The sequence below is a fragment of the Roseibium album genome, assembly GCF_965233825.1.
Classification (GTDB): domain Bacteria; phylum Pseudomonadota; class Alphaproteobacteria; order Rhizobiales; family Stappiaceae; genus Roseibium; species Roseibium album.
Genome location: NZ_OZ247583.1, coordinates 6,270,423 through 6,287,474 on the forward strand (window position 1 = coordinate 6,270,423; position 17,052 = coordinate 6,287,474).

13 protein-coding genes are annotated in these 17,052 nt (G+C 56.0%); 1 reads left to right on the forward strand and 12 read right to left on the reverse strand.

What is annotated here, in order from left to right; genetic code table 11:
* The first annotated feature begins 54 nt into the window (after positions 1 to 54).
* Positions 55 to 981, forward strand: coding sequence for a LysR family transcriptional regulator (locus ACO6TI_RS28880; RefSeq protein WP_055391615.1), 927 nt, complete (start codon positions 55 to 57; stop codon positions 979 to 981).
* 12 nt (positions 982 to 993) lie between these two features.
* Here the strand turns inward: ACO6TI_RS28880 and ACO6TI_RS28885 are convergent, their stop codons facing one another.
* From ACO6TI_RS28885 to ACO6TI_RS28940, 12 genes are all read right to left on the reverse strand, one after another.
* Positions 994 to 3,408, reverse strand: a complete 2,415-nt coding sequence (locus tag ACO6TI_RS28885) for an FAD-dependent oxidoreductase (protein WP_422383865.1) — start codon at positions 3,406 to 3,408, stop codon at positions 994 to 996.
* A 7-nt stretch (positions 3,409 to 3,415) separates the two neighbouring features.
* On the reverse strand, positions 3,416 to 5,830 hold the full coding sequence (locus tag ACO6TI_RS28890; protein ID WP_422383866.1) for a GcvT family protein: 2,415 nt from the start codon (positions 5,828 to 5,830) through the stop codon (positions 3,416 to 3,418).
* Between the two features lie 3 nt (positions 5,831 to 5,833).
* On the reverse strand, positions 5,834 to 7,333 hold the full coding sequence (locus tag ACO6TI_RS28895; RefSeq protein WP_422383867.1) for a trimethylamine methyltransferase family protein: 1,500 nt from the start codon (positions 7,331 to 7,333) through the stop codon (positions 5,834 to 5,836).
* Positions 7,334 to 8,110: 777 nt separating this feature from the next.
* Positions 8,111 to 8,260: a hypothetical protein gene (locus tag ACO6TI_RS28900; protein WP_196878861.1), complete on the reverse strand. Its 150-nt coding sequence runs from the start codon at positions 8,258 to 8,260 to the stop codon at positions 8,111 to 8,113.
* A gap of 383 nt (positions 8,261 to 8,643) precedes the next feature.
* Positions 8,644 to 9,354 (reverse strand): RraA family protein, encoded by a 711-nt coding sequence (locus ACO6TI_RS28905; protein ID WP_209013789.1) that lies wholly within the window; start codon positions 9,352 to 9,354, stop codon positions 8,644 to 8,646.
* 151 nt (positions 9,355 to 9,505) lie between these two features.
* The gene (locus tag ACO6TI_RS28910) at positions 9,506 to 10,474 is read right to left on the reverse strand and encodes a cupin (RefSeq protein WP_196878862.1); all 969 of its coding nucleotides are present in this window, start codon (positions 10,472 to 10,474) and stop codon (positions 9,506 to 9,508) included.
* 29 nt (positions 10,475 to 10,503) lie between these two features.
* Entirely contained in the window at positions 10,504 to 11,544 is a 1,041-nt protein-coding gene (locus ACO6TI_RS28915; protein ID WP_209012598.1) for a LacI family DNA-binding transcriptional regulator, read from the reverse strand.
* Between the two features lie 7 nt (positions 11,545 to 11,551).
* Complete coding sequence (hisD, locus tag ACO6TI_RS28920; RefSeq protein WP_422383868.1) at positions 11,552 to 12,862, reverse strand: histidinol dehydrogenase; 1,311 nt, start codon at positions 12,860 to 12,862, stop codon at positions 11,552 to 11,554.
* A gap of 3 nt (positions 12,863 to 12,865) precedes the next feature.
* The gene (locus ACO6TI_RS28925) at positions 12,866 to 13,924 is read right to left on the reverse strand and encodes a sn-glycerol-3-phosphate ABC transporter ATP-binding protein UgpC (RefSeq protein ID WP_196878864.1); all 1,059 of its coding nucleotides are present in this window, start codon (positions 13,922 to 13,924) and stop codon (positions 12,866 to 12,868) included.
* Positions 13,924 to 14,751 (reverse strand): ABC transporter permease subunit, encoded by an 828-nt coding sequence (locus tag ACO6TI_RS28930; RefSeq protein ID WP_104705153.1) that lies wholly within the window; start codon positions 14,749 to 14,751, stop codon positions 13,924 to 13,926. Before ACO6TI_RS28930 ends, ACO6TI_RS28925 begins: the two co-directional genes overlap by 1 nt.
* A gap of 5 nt (positions 14,752 to 14,756) precedes the next feature.
* On the reverse strand, positions 14,757 to 15,629 hold the full coding sequence (locus ACO6TI_RS28935; RefSeq protein WP_104705154.1) for a carbohydrate ABC transporter permease: 873 nt from the start codon (positions 15,627 to 15,629) through the stop codon (positions 14,757 to 14,759).
* A gap of 88 nt (positions 15,630 to 15,717) precedes the next feature.
* The gene (locus ACO6TI_RS28940) at positions 15,718 to 17,034 is read right to left on the reverse strand and encodes an ABC transporter substrate-binding protein (RefSeq protein WP_196878865.1); all 1,317 of its coding nucleotides are present in this window, start codon (positions 17,032 to 17,034) and stop codon (positions 15,718 to 15,720) included.
* Between the last annotated feature and the right edge of the window lie 18 nt (positions 17,035 to 17,052).

The window sequence follows — 17,052 nt, forward strand, 5'->3', positions numbered from 1 at the left end:
TGAAAACCAATCTCGAAGTTTTCTCACTTTCGTGAATCAATTTCAGGCTACTCGATGAAACCTCTACTCGATCTGCGACATCTACAACTGATCCAGGCCATCATTGAAACAGGACGCATAACCGACGCGGCTGAAAAGCTCGGCGTTACCCCGTCGGCCCTGTCGCACCGCTTGCGCGAGGCGGAGCGCCGGCTGGACGTGCCGCTGTTCACACGGATGCACAAGCGCCTGCGCAAGACACCGGCGGCCGAACACATGGCTGTTGTCGCGGAAAGGATCCTGACTGACCTCAGTCGCGCGGAACAGGACGTCAGGCGCATGAACGCCGGTATCCAGCACGTCGTGCGCCTGTCGGTCGAAGCCTACAGCAACTATCGCTGGTTGCCTTCCTTCATCCGGTATCTCAAGGCGCGGACCGACGGGATCGATCTTCAGATCATGGCCGGTGCCAGAAGCAATCCGCTCGCCGGAGTCCAGAACCGGCATATCGACATTGCGGTGGTCTCAGGCAATGTCACCCAGGCAGGACTGTCTGCCATCCCGCTATTTGAAGACCCGCTTCTCTATATCATGTCGCCGACGCACAGGCTCGCTGACCGCGACTTCGTCGAGGGCTACGATATCGTCGGCGAACCCTTCATAACCTATACAAAGGTGCCCGAACCCGACCGGGAATTTGCACGCCTGTTTCGCCCCACTGACAGCTATCCTCAATGGGCGGCGACGGTTGAACTGCCCGAAGCCATTGTGGAACTGGTCGCCTCGGACCTTGGAACAAGCGTGCTTTCGAGCTGGGCGCTTCAGACCGCGCTCGACGAAGGACGCATTGTCGGCGCACGTGTCACCGAGGAAGGCGTGACCGTGCCCTGGTGCGCGGTCATGCGAACCGAAGACATGGACGACGACGATCCCATCCACAGCGTTGCCAGGCTTCTGGCCGACTGGTGCCGTGAGCCGGATGCAGGATTCCACCTAAGATAGCGGTGCAGGGTCTCAGCCGCGCATTCTTGAGTTGGACGGATCATAAAACCCGCGCGCACTTGCGAACGCATCAACCGCACGTCCGGCCACCAGGATCCGATAATCGTTGGCGACCAACTGCTTCAGTGAAACACCCTCGGGCCAGGTCACGTAGCCCATACCGATCGCTGACCCGGTTGACCAGCCGTAGCTTGCGGACGTCAATCGGCCGACGATTTCACCGTCCCTCACAATCGGTTCCTTGCCGAAGACCAGCGCATCCGGGTCAGCAAGCCGGAACAGCAACAGCCGGGAATCCGGACCACTCTTCCGTCTCGCCAGGATCGCTTCCTTGCCCCTAAAATCCGTTTCGAAATCGCAGGCAAAGGCCAGTCCCGCGTCCACCGGGCTGTCGAAGGGGCCAACATCGTGTCCCCAATGCCGGAAGCCTTTTTCGATCCTGCAGGAGTCGACCGCCATGCCGCCGCCAAGCCTCGGTGCTTCAGGTGAAGCGGCCAGTGTCTCAAAGACGTGCTGCGCAAACTCGCAAGGAACATGCAATTCCCAGCCAAGTTCCCCGACATAGGTTATCCGCTGTGCGCGAACAGGTGCATAGCCCACATGGATGTTCTGCCAGCTGGCAAACGGAAATGCGTCGCTTGTAAGGTCAGTATCTGTCAGTCCTTGAAGGAAGTCTCGTGAGCGGGGCCCCATGATGGCCAGTGTCGCTTCCGAGGACGTGATGTTGGCGACACTGACGCCGGTTTCCAGCAAAGACGTCTTCAACCAGTATTCTGTCTGAGGCTCAGCTCCCGCCGACGCCATCACCAGATATTGGTTCGCTGAAAGGCGCGCAACCGTCACGTCGGCTTCGATCCCGCCCTGGTCGTTGAACATGTGAGTGTAGATCAGCACACCTGGCGGTGCGGACATATCTGCTCCGCACAGGCGCTGCACCTGTTGTTCCGCATCCGCGCCTTCTACCAGAAATCGTCCAAAGGTCAGGTCGATCATGCCAAGATCGGTCCGCAGCGCCTCATGTTCATCACGCCATGCATCGAACCACGGCTGACGGCCAAACCCATCGGTGAATTCGGCCCCGTAGACAAGCGGCCTCTCCCAACCATTTGCACTGCCGAATTGCGCTCCAGCGGCCTTCAGATGTGCGAAGTAAGGTGTTCGGCGCAGGCCGCGCGCCTGGTCCTTGCGCAGGTATGGCCAATGCATGGCGTAGGCATGGGACAGCGTCTCGGCCGCCTTGACCGCTGTGTAATTCGCCGCATTCAGACCGGGCACGACACGGCGGCTGTCGACATCGGTCAGATCCATGGTCATGTGACCGGCCATTATCCACTCGGCCAATGCCTTGCCGGCGCCTGGCCCGTTTTGAATGCCGGTGGAATTAAACCCGGCCGCTACCCAAAGACCCTTTATCTCGGCAAACGGCCCGAGGTAGTGCCTCGCGTCTGGTGTGAAGCATTCCGGACCGTTGAAGAATTTTCTGATCCCTGCATCTGCAAGTGCGGGAACCCGCTCCATCGCCGCTTCCAGAACCGGATAAAGATGCTCCTCGTCACAGGGCAGTTCGTCAAACTCGAACTGGTCAGGAATGCCACCTTCAGGTAACCATGGCGTTGCATTCGGCTCCGAGCAACCGATCAGCAGTTTGCCGGCATCTTCCTTGTAGTAGGCATACTCGTCCATAACCCTGAGGACAGGCAGATCGCCGGAAAGACCCTCAATCGGGTCCGTGACTACATAATAATGATTAGTTCTGTTCAGCGGCACCTGAACGCCATGCGACAGTCCAAAGTCCCGGGCCCACATACCGGTGGCGTTGACGACGTGCTCGGCCCGTACCATCCCTCTTTCCGTCTCGACGCCGGCAACTTTGCCTCCTTGCACAACGACGCGCTCGACCTTGCAATCTTCGAAAATCTGTGCCCCGCCGGCTCTTGCCCCCTTGGCGAGGGCCATGGTCGTGTCGATTGGATTTGTATAGCCGTCTCCGGGATACCAGAACGCGCTTTGCGCTCCGTGCGCCGACAACAACGGCCATCTTTCCACGGCTTCTGCAATGGAGATTTCTACCGCCCGGATACCGCAGCCATGCGCGTAGTCAACCTTGCGCCGCAATTCTTCGGTGCGCACCTCGGTCAAGGCAAGCGTGATCGAACCGTTGCGCTTAAAACCGGTGTTCTGGCCCGTCTCGCTCTCAAGGCGCTCCATGAGATCGAGACCATACCTGGCAAGCGTACACATGACCGGAACGGCCTGGGTCTCGCTTACAAGCCCGGCCGCATGCCAGGTCGTGCCACTGGTCAGTTTCTTGCGCTCAAAGAGCGCAACGGACCAGCCGGCCCTGGCCAGGTGATAGGCGACCGCACAGCCAACAATCCCTCCGCCGACGACGGCGACCTGAACATCCGTTGGAAGGTGTTTCACCATTGGTCGCCTAGCTCTTCAAGCGAGTGTTTTCTGGATCATAGAAAGGTAATGTGGTCACCGTAGCGCGCTCAGGGCAGCCCAGAATTTCGATATCGAAGACCTCACCTGGCTCAACATCGATTGTGAGGTATCCGAGCGCAATTCGCCTGCCGATGCGAAAGCCGGTGCCGCCGGAAGTGACATAACCGACCGGTTTGCCTTCCCTCAAGATCGGATCGGATGACAGTGGATCGGGTCCGTCATTTTCCAGTACAAACCCGGCGAAATGGTAATCCTTTGGCTGTTTGACTTGTTCAAGAAACGCTTCGCGACCAACGAACCGGTCTTTCTTCTTGCTGACGAACCGGTCGAGCCCGGCGTCGAGCGCCGTATACTCGATGCCAAAATCCGCCCCCCAGCCGTGGTAGCCCTTTTCAATCCGCATCGCGTTGAGTGCGTAGGAGCCAAACTGCACAATTCCTTCACTTCGCCCTTCACGCATGATCGCGCCATAGACCGTTTCGAGATCTTCACTGCGCATGTGAAGCTCCCAGCCTAGTTCGCCAATGTAGGAAACCCGAAGGGCAATTGCCTCCGCATCGGCAATCGTAATCTCCCGCACCGACATCCATGGAGCCGAATCCCTTGAAAGATCGGCATCGGTCAATGGCTGCAGGATATCGCGCGATTTCGGTCCCATGACCAACAGTGCTGCATCGAAGGCCGACCCGCGTTGCAACGACACTCCCTCCTCCGGAAGGAATTGGGTCATCCAGTCATGATCACGCTGATCGGCAAGCGTCGGGCCGCAAAGCAGGAACCTGTCCTCTGCCAGCCGCGCGATTGTCGCTTCCGACCAGACCTTGCCTTTTGGTGTCAGCATGTAGCTCAGCTTGACGCGGCCGACTGCCGGCATCGCGCCGCAAAAGACATGATCCAGGAAATCGGTCGCGCCCGGTCCTTCCACCTCGTAGCGGGTGAAGCCGCCATGGTCCATGACACCGGCACGATCGCGTAAGCCTTCGCATTCTGCGCGGACCGCCTCGTGCCAGACCTCATGATGGAAGGAGAGTTCGCCGTCATCTTTGGCTACATCTGTCTCGAACCAGAACGCACGCTCCCAGCCAGCGACCTGACCGAAAACGGCACCTTGAGCTTTCAATGTGCCGTAGAGCGGCGTCCGCCGGACCGGACGGGCCGATTTCCAGATCCGGTGTGGATAGGGGATGGCGTACTGGTGCTCATAGAGCTCGCTTGCCCGCTTCGCAGTGTAATCGAAAGTCGCCCAGTCGCCGAAGCGGCGCGGGTCCCAATTGGACATATCCCATTCCGGCTCACCCTCGGTTATCCACTCCGTCAGGGTTTTGCCCGCTGCCGCCGAATGAGTGATGCCGACCGGAAAACAGCAGGCATGATAAAAGTTCGGCAGCCCGAAGGCCGGCCCGCAAAGCGGTGCTCCGTCCGGACTGTAGGGGATGGGTCCATTGATGAAGCGGCTAACGCCGGCCTCGCCCAGGATAGGCACATGGCTGAGCGCCGCCTCAAGCACCTTGGCGATGTCATCGATACTATCGGGAAACAACTGGTTGGCGAAGCAGTCAGGTGTTCCGTCCAGCCAGACTGGACGCCCTTCGTGGCCGTAAGAGCCAAGCAGGAGGCCGTTCCGCTCGCGGCGGAGGTAATACATGATGTCCGGATCACGCACGAGCGGGAAATTCTTCGGGTCGGCCTCCAGCTCCGGTAGACTTTCAGTCACCAGATACTGGTGCTCGAGTGTCACCACCGGTAGGCTTTGTCCGACCATCTCGCCGACCGCACGGCCATAGTAGCCGCTGGCATTAACAACGCTTTCACAAACCACATCGCCCTTGTCGGTCGAAACATGCCACTCACCGCCGGGCTGGCGCGTTATGCCGGTTACTTGCGTGAAACGCGCGACTTCCGCACCAAGATCACGCGCGCCCTTGGCAAGTGCCTGGGTCAACTGACTCGGATCGACGTCACCCTCGTAAGGATCAAAGATGCCCCCCATGACGCTCTCTCCGGACCTGAAATAGGGATGCATCGCATCCATCTCTGCAGGCGACAGCATCGCAAGATCGTAACCGAGCCCCTTAGAAATACCGACCAGATGGCTGAAAAAGTCCATGCGCTCGCGCGTGTGCGCTGGCCAGAAGGCTCCCGTATGGCGATATGTGATCGGATAACCGACTTTTTCGCCGAGATCCTTGTAGAGTCGCCAGGCATAGTTCCCGGCCCGCATCCCGCCCCAACTGTTGGCATAGGTCGGAATGTTGCCAGCCGCGTGCCAGGTGGAACCGCTGGTAAGCTCGTTTTTCTCGATCAGCAGGCAATCGCTCACCCCTGCCTTGGCCAGATGGTAGAGGACTGAAACGCCGACGGCACCGCCCCCGATGATGACAACCTGAGCGTGGGTTTTCATGGGCTAAAGCCGTTCTGAAAGATGAATTGGTAGACGCTCGCGCAACGCGGCCTCGATGTCGCCTGGCAAATGCGTCGGCGCCGGCAATGCCTCGATTTCCGAAACCCGGGCGATCGCCTTGTCCCAGACCGTCAGGGCTCCAGCCTCCAGCCAGTCGCTGACGCTCTGACGGTCGCCGAGGCTCGGATAAAGATACTCCTTGGTCATGAGATCCAGGGTCTGTGCGGTTCCAAGGAAGTGCCCCTCGCCGGTCACCACCTGTTCAATCATGTCGAGATCGATAGAGCCGTCGAGCAATTCGACGCCGCGCACCGTGCGCATGATTGCGCCGCACATGTCATTGTCGATGACAAGTGCTTCCTTGCTGGCAACCATGATCGAGCCGAGCATGCCGACACTGAGGTTGATCATGTCCGCGCCTGCCTGCGCAGATAGCGCAATGGTATAGCCCTTTTCATAGCCCGATTGCGCATCGGCGGTCTTGGCGTCAGTCATGCCGGCGGAGACTGTGGAAGGAAGTCCGAGGTTCAACAGCAGTTGGGCTGCAGCCGCATTGGCCACAGCGGCCTCGCCGGACCCGCCTGTCATTGCCCCTGTCCGCAAGTCGGAAACAAACGCCAGAAACGCAAGAATGCAGGGGAATCCGGGTTTCATCATGTTGACCAGCACCAGCCCTGCCAGCGACTCGGCAAGCCCTTGCGCCAGAGCACCAGCGAGAGCGGCCGGGCTCGTCGCCCCGGCCTGCGCAGCAGAACAGATCTGCAGCGGCATTCCCAGACGGACACATTCCTGCATGACCCCGCAGGCCTCTTCAGCAAGCGTCAGCGGTGGCACAACGTGGCAAACCGAGGCAAAGCAGAAGGGCTGCGCGGCAAAGGATGTTTCCCCCAGAGCCGCATCAAGCATTCCGACCACCGGCGCAACATTGGCCGGTTCAAAGAAGCTCGTTCCGATGGGTTTGGACGTTGCCTTCAGCCCCGCAAAGGCCGTGTTGATGTCCAACACAAAAGGATCGGTCATGTCTCGGGCGACAACGGGGCGCAGCGAGTAGTGAATGTTGTCACATGCATCGACGACACGCATCAGGGAATAAAGATCTTCAAGCGTGCTGTCGCGAAAAACCTGCGTCGCCGCCTCCAGAACCTGGACCGCCGCCCCGCCGGTGCCGATGTGAACGCGGCCGCCGCCGACCTCGATCCCGCGCTCCCGTAGAAAGCCTGGTAGCTCCACGCGTTTGCACGCGCGTTCAATCATGTCCTCAACAAGAGCCCTCGAAAAGGTGATCCGTCCGTCGCTGCGTTCTCCCGCACCGTTCTCGAGCGCCAGCGATCGAATGTCAGGAGGTGCACCGCCGACGCCGATCTGTTCCAGAATTGCGAAGGCCGAATTGGTAATGTCGATCAGCTTTTCAGCCGTCAGCGGAGCGAAGCGCCCGCCAACCTGAGGTTGAAGCGGTGTGGCTCTTACACTGCTTGCCTTGCGTTTCAGTCTTGACCGGCGCATCGATGACTTTCCGAATTCACTGCAGTGGATGGAGTGTCCCCGAAGAGTTCCTTAAATCCAATTCAAAAAAAAGCGGAATTAGATGAATCTATTTCACGTAATTCGCAACGCAAACCATTTGGGCGACACTGTCTCGCGCACCCGAAAGCGCTAGTCAAAACGAGCTAATTTTGTGATCTCTGCGGGTCACAGCTGCCAATTCCATTACGTTTCAAACTGACCTGCTTCCAATGATTGGGGCCGTTTGAGGTGATACTTTTCTCGTAAAGTGCCAGGCAAACATCGGCACACTGATTGCGTATGCCATCCTGGTCTTTTCGCTGGTTTATCTGTTTGCTGCAGGACAAGACATTGGCCCTGCTGGAAAGGAGCTCATGGACGGACTCTATTCCAGCTTTGTGCTCCTGACTGTTCCGTTGTTCATCGTCACTGCAAACATCATGAACACAGCTACGATCAGCGATCGTCGATCAGCTTCTGCAGATTTACGTCGCGCTTGTCGGTCGCTTTCGTGGCGGGCTTGAGGGCTACGCAGCTGATAGAGGGAAACAGGTTGGCACAGTGGTTTTCCAAAGGTTTGATGGACACTGGCAACAAACCCGACGTTTATCCGTTTCAAATCAGTTTCTTGCGAGAAAACAAAACCACCACAAAGTGGAAACCACTGGGTTGGGGGTAGTGACTGTAGCGGTCCTCCGCTACCAATTTCAGCCAAGACAATCCAGCTTAATCAAGTATCACGCACGGAGCGGATGAGCTAAGCGTTCAGCCACCGTTTCAGTATTTCGTAATGCCTTTTTCAAAGGTGTGGTCGGGGTAATCCAATATCGCTCCGATCAAAACGATCACTTTTTCCGGAGTTTCGCGACGCCAGAGTGCCAGATCCAGCTGTGCATAAAGGGCTTCACAAAACCCGAAAAGTTGCATGAAAACCGGACCAGAAACGGGGTGAGCTCCACAAACTCAAAAATTCGCAATCAATACGGATCAGTTTCAGGGGGTAAGACCATTAGGAGATGTATGCCAGGAAACAGGATTCTTTGCCGCATGCTGCAGGCAATCCTTAGTCGTGCAAACCTCGTCAGCAAGAAGTTCTTCCGGGGGGCTGCACTGTCACCTTCACCATCATCTGAAACAAATTGGGCAATCTCGACTGATCCACGGGTACCTCCAGCACTGGTTCACCCGGTCGGGCACAGGTGCTACGTTCCGTTGTTGAACACCAACCTATTCTTGTTTGGTCTATGGAAGCTCAGCACTTTGGGAAGGCGCAACGTCGACGGATTCCTGGTGCTGAACACATTCGGGCTCTACGTTCTAACTGCTTCGAACTTTGCCCAGACCTCTTCAAGTTTGCTGATATTGAAGCCTGGTTCGCGCGCCGGTTCCAACACGATGGCTTCACGCGCAATTACACCCTCGATGGCCTCTTTCAAATCGGAAACGACCTCCGCGGGAATAACGAGTGCTCCATGCCTGTCCGCATGAACAAGTTCATCCTGGGCAACCCGCATGCCCAGAATATTCACCGGCGTCCCGATCTCGACCACGTGTACAAACCCATGGCTTGGTCCGACCGAGCCGGAAAGGACCGGAAAACCGTCATCCATCACATCAAGATCGCGCATCACACCGTTGGTGACCGCGCCTTTCAAACCCAGGCCCTTGTGAACCGCGACATGGACTTCGCCCCACCAGCCTGCAACACAGTTTGGATAGTCGACATCCTCAACAACGGCCGCTGTCGGTCCCGAGCCCGCCGCCATTGACCGGAAATAATCGAGACGGCGTTCGCGAATGATTTCAGCAGGCTCATTGGGTGGAGCCAATCCTGATATTTTTGCCGTACGGGCAAACCCGACAATGGCTGGATCCCCCGGTTTGCAATGCTGCATCGTTCCGCGCGTGAAGCGGTTGAAACCACGCTTGCCTTGAGCCACCTCGATTGCGTTGCAAACGGTTGGCGTGTCGACCGAACGAAGGAGATTGAGCAGGTCTTCAGGGATCGTGGTCTGTGTCATCTAAGGTCCTATCTGTTGAAAGTGAGGATTCGGAATTTCAGCGGCCGGCTTGTTGACAAAACCATTCCAGCACTTCTGGAACCGGATGCAAAACCCGAAAGCCAGGCCGCCTTTGCAGCCGTCAAAAATGGAATGATTATGCCGATTACCGCTAGTTGAGCGGCATTGTTTTGCCCGCGGGATCGTTCGTGCTTCTCACACGATACATGCTGGCCTCGCCCGTCATGGATGGTACGAGGGATCGTGACACGCCCGCAGGTACCAGACACGTATCGCCGGGATTGATCGTTGTGGTTCCCCCGTCCCACTCCAGTCGCCAGTGTCCGCGCACCGGGATCAGAACTTCGGCCATGTCGCAATCATAGGGGGCTTCAGAAATGGACCCTCGTGAGATGAAGTCGGCCTCGAAACCAGGACGGTCGCGCAATTTCGCGTCCGGACCAATGACCTTTGCCGGTTGACGGTCCGCCAATGCCATCAGGTCCCAATAGCGCGCGACGTAGTTGGGAAGTACGTCTGTTGTGGTCGGTTCGCCGCGCCTTGCCAGCTCCTCTTCGGACAACAACGGCATGGGATTGACATTATGTGGCAGGACTTCGCCTTTTTTGGAATCGTAAAGAACGCCATTTTCACCCAGAACGAGCCCGTGGCTTCGAGCTTCTTCAATGACTTGTGGGGCCCAGATGACACCACCGCCGGCATCATCTCCCCCCAGCAGCGCCATGATCATTCCGTAGTCTTTGCCGATATTTTCAAATCCCCTGAAAATACCGGTCGGAATGTTGAATATGTCACCCTCCTCCAGCACGACTTCACCGGCAGTCCCCCAACGCCCCCAAAAAAAACGCCAGCGCCCCTTGAGCACAAAAAAGGCTTCAGCCGTGTTGTGGTCGTGCAACGAATTTCTGCATTTCGGCGGCTGTCCGGCCGCACCAATGTTGAACCCCGGAGTCTGGCGTATGTGCACGTGCTGATCAGGACTTTCAGAGACACCGCCACCGATAATTGTAAAATTCTCCTTTTGGTCGGAGCCTGGCGTATGTGCATCGATGAAGGCCGTCTTGCAGGGCACGAGATTACCGTAGCGAACGATTAATTGCTCCATCTCCATTGGTGTCATTATCAAACTCCTACTAGGTTTGCCGGGTATTATTTGATCGGATTATCGGACGTCCATGTTTCGGGAATTCTTGCACTCCCCCGGATGACCAGTCGGCTTTCCACTTCCAATCGGCCAGTCGGCACGGCCCCGTCTTCAATCATGCCCAGAAGCATGGAAACGGTTTCGTTGACCATACGGCTCACCGGTTGGCGCAAAGTCGTGAGATTGTAGATTTTCCAGGCAGCCATTTTGACATCATCAAAACCGACGACGGAAACATCCTCGGGAATACGCAGTCCAAGATCACATTGAAGCGTCTCGAGCACGGCAAAGGCCATATGATCATTGCCCACGAAAATCGCGTCCGGAACGTCGCTTTGCCGGAACAATTCGTGGGTGGCGTTTATCGCCATGCGTCTTCGGTAATGGCTGTCAATGATCTGATACGGTTCAAGTCCGTATTCGTCCAATCCTTCGATGAAGCCCTGCTGACGATCCCGACCGTTCAGCGATTTCTTCCAGCCTGCGATGTGAGCGATGCGTTTGTGTCCACCGGCCGCCAGAAATCGCCCCGCAATTCGACCGCCTTCCAGATTTGTCGCCGTCACGGATGGAATTGAGTTGTCTTCCTGTCCCCTGTTGAACAGGACAAATGGAATGTCCAGGTCCTGCAAGCGGGCGGTAAGCTGGTTCGACATGCTGACGGAGGCGAGAATTATCCCGTCAACCTGGTGCGCGACAAGATCGTCAACGACGCTGTCAACTTCCGTTGCCAGGTTTGCGGCAAAGAAAACGATGACATGATAACCGCGTTCACTAAACCTTTCGGACAGTTTTTGCAGTGCTTCCGGGTAAAACGGATTTTTCATATAGGCGAGCACAATACCGATAGTGAATGATCTGCCGGTATTGAGAGAACGCGCGAGCGTGTTGGGCCGATAGCCAAGTTCTCTTGCGGCATCCCTCACCCGCTTGACCTTGTCGGGCGAAACACTGGAACCATCAGTGAAAACGCGACTGACCGTGGGCTGGCTTACGCCGGCCCTTCTTGCAACATCTGCAGCTGTAATGCGTGTTTCTGCCATCATCTGACCGTTATTCTACCGCTGCTCCGTAAGGCACATTCCTGCCGCCATAGCGACGAACACGAATGTTGCATTGCTCGGCATGGCCGATAAATCCTTCGAGCATGCACAGACGACTACCGTATGCGCCAATTTCCGCCGCAGCCTCGTCGGTATCAACTCGTTGATAGGAATGGGTTTTCAAAAACTTCCCAACCCACAAGCCGCCGGTGTAACGCCCGGCCTTTTTTGTCGGCAAGGTATGATTTGTGCCGATGACCTTGTCACCGTTGGCAACATTGGTCCTGGGTCCAAGAAACAAGGCACCGTAGGAATGCATATTCTTCAGATACCAGTCATCTCGATCCGTCATGACCTGAACATGCTCATAGGTCATGTCGTTTGCGACCTGAAGCATCTCTTCATGGCTATCGCAAAGCACGACGTCTCCATAGTCCCGCCAGCTTACCGAAGCGGTTTCGGCAGTGGGTAGAATTTGGAGAATGCGTTCAATTTCAGAAATCGTTTCTTTTGCCAAAGTTCTGGAATTCGTGATCAGACAGCAGGGCGAATTGTAGCCATGTTCCGCTTGTCCGAGCAGGTCCGTCGCGCACAACTCGGCATCCACGGTTTCATCGGCGATAACCATCGTTTCGGTTGGACCTGCAAACAGATCAATGCCGACCCGACCGTAAAGCTGCCGCTTCGCTTCCGCCACATAGGCGTTACCGGGGCCGACAAGCATGTGCACCGGAGCAATGGACTCAGAACCGATGACCATCGCGCCGATCGCCTGAATTCCACCCAGGACATAAATCTCATGTGCACCGGCTTCCTGCATGGCTGCAACGATCGCCGGATGCGGTGCTCCCTCGACCGGAGGTGCCGACGCAACGATCCGCGGTACACCGGCAACGCTGGCGGTCAGAACAGACATGTGTGCAGACGCGACCATCGGAAACTTGCCACCTGGAATATAACAGCCCACCGACTGGACCGGAATGTTGCGGTGCCCCAAGACGACGCCTGGCAGACTTTCAACCTCTACATCTATCATTGAAGCTTTTTGAACATTGGCGAACCGTCTGATCTGGTGCTGCGCAAATCGAATATCCTCCATTTCGCGCGTGCTAACCTTTTGCATTGCAGCTTCGATTTCAGACGTCGACAACCGGAAACTGTCGGGTGCGTAATTGTCGAATTTCTGGCTGAGTTCTCTCAGGGCAACATCACCGCGTCTTTCGATGTCCGAAAGCGTCGCTTCGACAATTGAACGAACATTTGCGTCGTCGAGAGCTCTCTCATCCTCAGGCTTGGAACGCTTCATGTATTCAATCGCCATAGGTCACCTCCCGATCCGGTTTCCGGTTTTTGGGTCGAACAAATAAACATGGTCAGATTTCAAAGAGATGCTGACCAACTCATCCTGTTCCTTGCGCAAGTGTCTGTCGCCTTTGGCAATGACCCTCTGCTGTCCCCACTGGACCGTTAAGAGCGTAGCTTCGCCGGTGTTTTCAAAGGCATAAATACGAACGTCGATGTCGCCCTGCCCCTCTTCGAAAACTTGCATATCGTCCGCGCGGACACCCAGGACGACCGTTTCCCGATCCTCCGAGTCAACGGAAACAAGTCGTGTTCCGCCGGTGGTGACGAACATGCCTTCCTGCACTGATCCATTGATGAGATTCATGGCCGGTGAGCCAATGAATCCGGCGACAAACAGATTTGCCGGATCATTGTAAATCTCGTCCGGTGTCCCGAGCTGCTGAATCACGCCGTGGTTCATAACCGCCACTCTGTCGGCAAGCGTCATCGCCTCAATCTGATCATGGGTGACATAGACCGTGGTCACTTTCAGCTCGCGACTGAGATGTTTCAGTTCGGCGCGCATCGTGACCCGCAATTTTGCGTCCAGGTTGGACAAGGGCTCATCCATGAGAAACACCTTCGGCGTGCGCACGATGGCTCGTGCCAAAGCGACCCTCTGCCGCTGCCCCCCTGAAAGCGCCTTGGGTTTGCGGTCCAAAAACTGCGTGAGCTCGACCTGAGCGGCTGCCCTTTCAACCCTTGGCCTGATCTCCTCTTTTGGTGTGCCACGGACTCTCAAAGGATAGGCGATGTTATTGAAAATCGTCATGTGCGGATAAAGACCATAGTTCTGGAACACCATGGCGACGTCACGGTCTTTTGGAAGGTCATCATTGACGACCCGATCGCCGATCCGGATCTCTCCGGCGGTGGGCTCTTCAAGTCCTGCGATCATTCGCATCGTGGTGGTTTTGCCACAGCCGGACGGTCCGAGGAGGACAAGGAACTCCTTGTCGTTGATTTCCAATGACTGATTGTCGACACCGACGAAGTCACCCCATCTCTTGGTCAGGTTTTTGAGAATGACCCCAGCCATTAACGTACTGCTCCCATAGTCATGCCTTGTACGAAATATTTGCGGATGATCAGCGCCAGAACGAACATTGGCACCATGATGATGATGCCGGCTGCGCTGAGCAGGTTCCAAAGGTCGCCTTCTTCAGCCTTGAACAGCGCCAGACCGATCGGCAGGGTCACCGCGTTCTTGTTGGTCAAAATCAGCGCGAACAGGAATTCATTCCAGGCGATGATGAAACAGAAGATACCTGCGGTCAGCAGTCCAGGTGCCGCCATCGGCAAGACGATGTTCAGGATCACTTGAATGCGGGACGAGCCATCGACCATCGCCGCCTCCTCGGTATCGAGGGGTATTCCGTCAATGAAGCCTTTGATCATCCAGATGGCAAAGGGCATGACGATGGACAGGTTGACCAATATGAGTCCAATTCTTGTATCCAGCAGCCCGATGTCGCGAAACATTACGAAAAATGGAAGGATGATGACGACTGCCGGTACAAATTGCGTTGCCAGGATGATGACCAGCATCAAGGTTTCGCCACGCAGCCGGAAACGACTGAACGAGTAGGCCGCCATCGTTGCGATCGGAATTGCAAGCAGCACAGTTACAAACGCGACGATCGTTGAGTTCATCAGCTTGTGCCCCAGGTAGTAGGGCGGCTCGAAAACCGTCGCAAAGTTCTCCAGGCTCGGAGTGAAAAACAACTTCAGCTGGAACACGTCGATGTGGTTTTTGAAGGCGGCCATGAAGATCCAGAGGATCGGCACAAGCATGATGAATATTGCGATCAGGATCAACGTGACCTGAAGTGCATCAACCAGCTGTCTTTTCTGCTTTCCTGTCATACCAGTCACCGCTTTTGAAACACGAATTTGGCATAGGCATAGGTCAGGAAAATCATCGGTATCACCATGAGCCAGGCCACGGCAGCGGCATAGCCGATCTGGCCGTATTTCATGCCATTGAAATAGATGTAGTGGCTGAGTGTTTGCGTTGCCGTACCTGGGCCGCCATTGGTAAGCATGAATATCTGATCAAACGTTTTCAGACTGAAAATCGTCTTCAGGATGATGACGACGGCCAGGACCGGCGCGAGTTGCGGAAGCGTCACGTCACGAAACACTCTCCAGCTCGGCGCACCGTCGACCTGAGCGGCTTCGATCGTGTCTTGTGGCACGCTCGCCAATCCACCAATCAACACGAGTGTCAAAAATGGAATCCAGCCCCAGACATCGGCCATCACGCAAACCGCGAAAGCCAGCACCGGATCCGACAACCAGCTTACATCGGCGAGCGGCGGGATCACGGCGCCGAAAAAGGCATCGAAAAGGCCAAACTCGGGATTGAACATGAATCGGAAGCTGACACCGATCAACGCCGGGCTCATTGCAAACGGAAGGATCAGCATGGTTTGAACACCCGAGCGCAATCTCCCGCCCGGCGCAAGCAGCATCGCCAACCCGAGCGCAAGTACTGTCGTAAGCCCTACTGTGAGAACAGTATAGATCGCGGTGACTTGTACCGAGTTCCAGAAGGCCGGCTCATACAGGAATGCCCAGGTAAAATTTTCCCAACCAAGATACTGATCCAGGGAACCCGGCCGATTCAATCGTCCGACGGTAAATGATAACCGAAGACTCTCGACAAGCGGCCAGACCGCTGTCGCGAATACCACCAAGACGGCTGGAAAAACCAAGAGATACTTGAGCGTATTATCTCGCATGATGACAATTCCGGAAAGGACCCATCCCAGAGGGAATCGGGATGGGCCAAGTTGCCCGGCACCAGGCCGGTTCTGGGAGAATAACCGCTTACTGGATACGCCCGGCCCGACGCAACACTCGGTTTGCCTGCTCTCCGGCGTCAAGCATCAATTGCCTGGTATCTCCGCCGGCTGCAGCTTCAGCAATCGCGGCAGACAGGATGTCACCAACCTCTGGCCATTCAGCTATTTGAGGCATGATGTCGGATTCCTTGAGAGAGTCCCACGCCGCTATCTGAATTCCGTCATTTGCCGCGTTCACATCTTCATCCTTCAACGAAGAGATATGTGTAACGACATTGTTGACGATCTTTTTCCCCTTGACCTCACGCTGCGTGGCGTTCGCCTTGTCCATTTCCGGATTGGACAACCATTTCAGGAATTCCCAGGCGGCATCCTTGTTTTGCGAGTACTCCGAAATCGCAAACGGCATGGAGATCGCGTAGGTTTTTGTCGTGCCGGAATATGAGGGCATGCCGACAAAACCGATCTGGTCTTTCGTAAGCGTTGACGTCTCCGGGTTTTGGAATGCGGAATAAAACCACCACCAGCCTGGTATCATTGCCGATTTACCCTGCATGAAGGATTGCCGGGCGTCCTGCTCTACAAAAGCAACCGAATTGGGATTTGCAACGCCATGCTCCGTGAGCAGGGAAACATAGTCCTCGGTTGCCTTGAGTGCGGCCTCGGTAGTCCAGCCTGCCGAGCCGTCCTCATTGAAAACTTTTTCTCCTGCCCCCCAGAGAAAATTCAACCAGATGAACAGGGCTTGCCGGTTTCCGTCGTTGTTGTAGTAGAGCGCGATGGGGGAAATGTCTTCGTGTTCCCAGCTTTTGCCCATGGCGGCAACTTCTTCCCATGAGGTTGGTGCCTTGTCTATGAGATCCTTGCGATAAAACAGGACCTGCGGATGGGCGCGCAGCGGGAATCCCAGCGTTTTTCCCTCGAATTGAGCAGAGCGCGCGAACGCTGCCGGATACCTCTCCATGGAAATTCCGTCGCGTTCCATCAAACCGTCAATAGGCATCAACCAGTGCGCGTTGGGCGGGCCCCAGCTGTCCAGATAGTTCACAACATCGAACGTCCCGTTTGCGGCAATTCCCTCGGCGTTGATCTTTTCCTGCAGGGATCCGAATGGAATGAATGTCCATTCGGTTTCGATACCTGTGAGCTCGGTAAACTCATCAGCACGCAACATCAGGCCGTCGAATTGCGGGGTGACAACGCTCAGGATATTGAGCTTGGTTCCATCATAAGGCTTACCTTCCAGCAAATTGTATTCAATGTCGCTGGCAAAAGCAGTCATGGGGGTGAGCATCATGGCAATCGCTGCGACACTCGCCTTCAAAGCAGTCCTTCTGCGCATTTCTTCCTCCCTAAAAAG

Excerpts from the sequence above, each read along its gene's own strand:
- ACO6TI_RS28910 (WP_196878862.1), bottom strand. The coding sequence starts at position 10,474 with ATGACACCAATGGAGATGGAGCAATTAATCGTTCGCTACGGTAATCTC.
- ACO6TI_RS28940 (WP_196878865.1), bottom strand. The coding sequence starts at position 17,034 with ATGCGCAGAAGGACTGCTTTGAAGGCGAGTGTCGCAGCGATTGCCATG.
- ACO6TI_RS28935 (WP_104705154.1), bottom strand. The coding sequence starts at position 15,629 with ATGCGAGATAATACGCTCAAGTATCTCTTGGTTTTTCCAGCCGTCTTG.
- ACO6TI_RS28885 (WP_422383865.1), bottom strand. The coding sequence starts at position 3,408 with ATGGTGAAACACCTTCCAACGGATGTTCAGGTCGCCGTCGTCGGCGGA.
- ACO6TI_RS28925 (WP_196878864.1), bottom strand. The coding sequence starts at position 13,924 with ATGGCTGGGGTCATTCTCAAAAACCTGACCAAGAGATGGGGTGACTTC.
- ACO6TI_RS28930 (WP_104705153.1), bottom strand. The coding sequence starts at position 14,751 with ATGACAGGAAAGCAGAAAAGACAGCTGGTTGATGCACTTCAGGTCACG.
- ACO6TI_RS28895 (WP_422383867.1), bottom strand. The coding sequence starts at position 7,333 with ATGCGCCGGTCAAGACTGAAACGCAAGGCAAGCAGTGTAAGAGCCACA.
- ACO6TI_RS28900 (WP_196878861.1), bottom strand. The coding sequence starts at position 8,260 with ATGCAACTTTTCGGGTTTTGTGAAGCCCTTTATGCACAGCTGGATCTG.
- hisD (WP_422383868.1), bottom strand. The coding sequence starts at position 12,862 with ATGGCGATTGAATACATGAAGCGTTCCAAGCCTGAGGATGAGAGAGCT.
- ACO6TI_RS28915 (WP_209012598.1), bottom strand. The coding sequence starts at position 11,544 with ATGATGGCAGAAACACGCATTACAGCTGCAGATGTTGCAAGAAGGGCC.
- ACO6TI_RS28905 (WP_209013789.1), bottom strand. The coding sequence starts at position 9,354 with ATGACACAGACCACGATCCCTGAAGACCTGCTCAATCTCCTTCGTTCG.
- ACO6TI_RS28890 (WP_422383866.1), bottom strand. The coding sequence starts at position 5,830 with ATGAAAACCCACGCTCAGGTTGTCATCATCGGGGGCGGTGCCGTCGGC.
- ACO6TI_RS28880 (WP_055391615.1), top strand. The coding sequence starts at position 55 with ATGAAACCTCTACTCGATCTGCGACATCTACAACTGATCCAGGCCATC.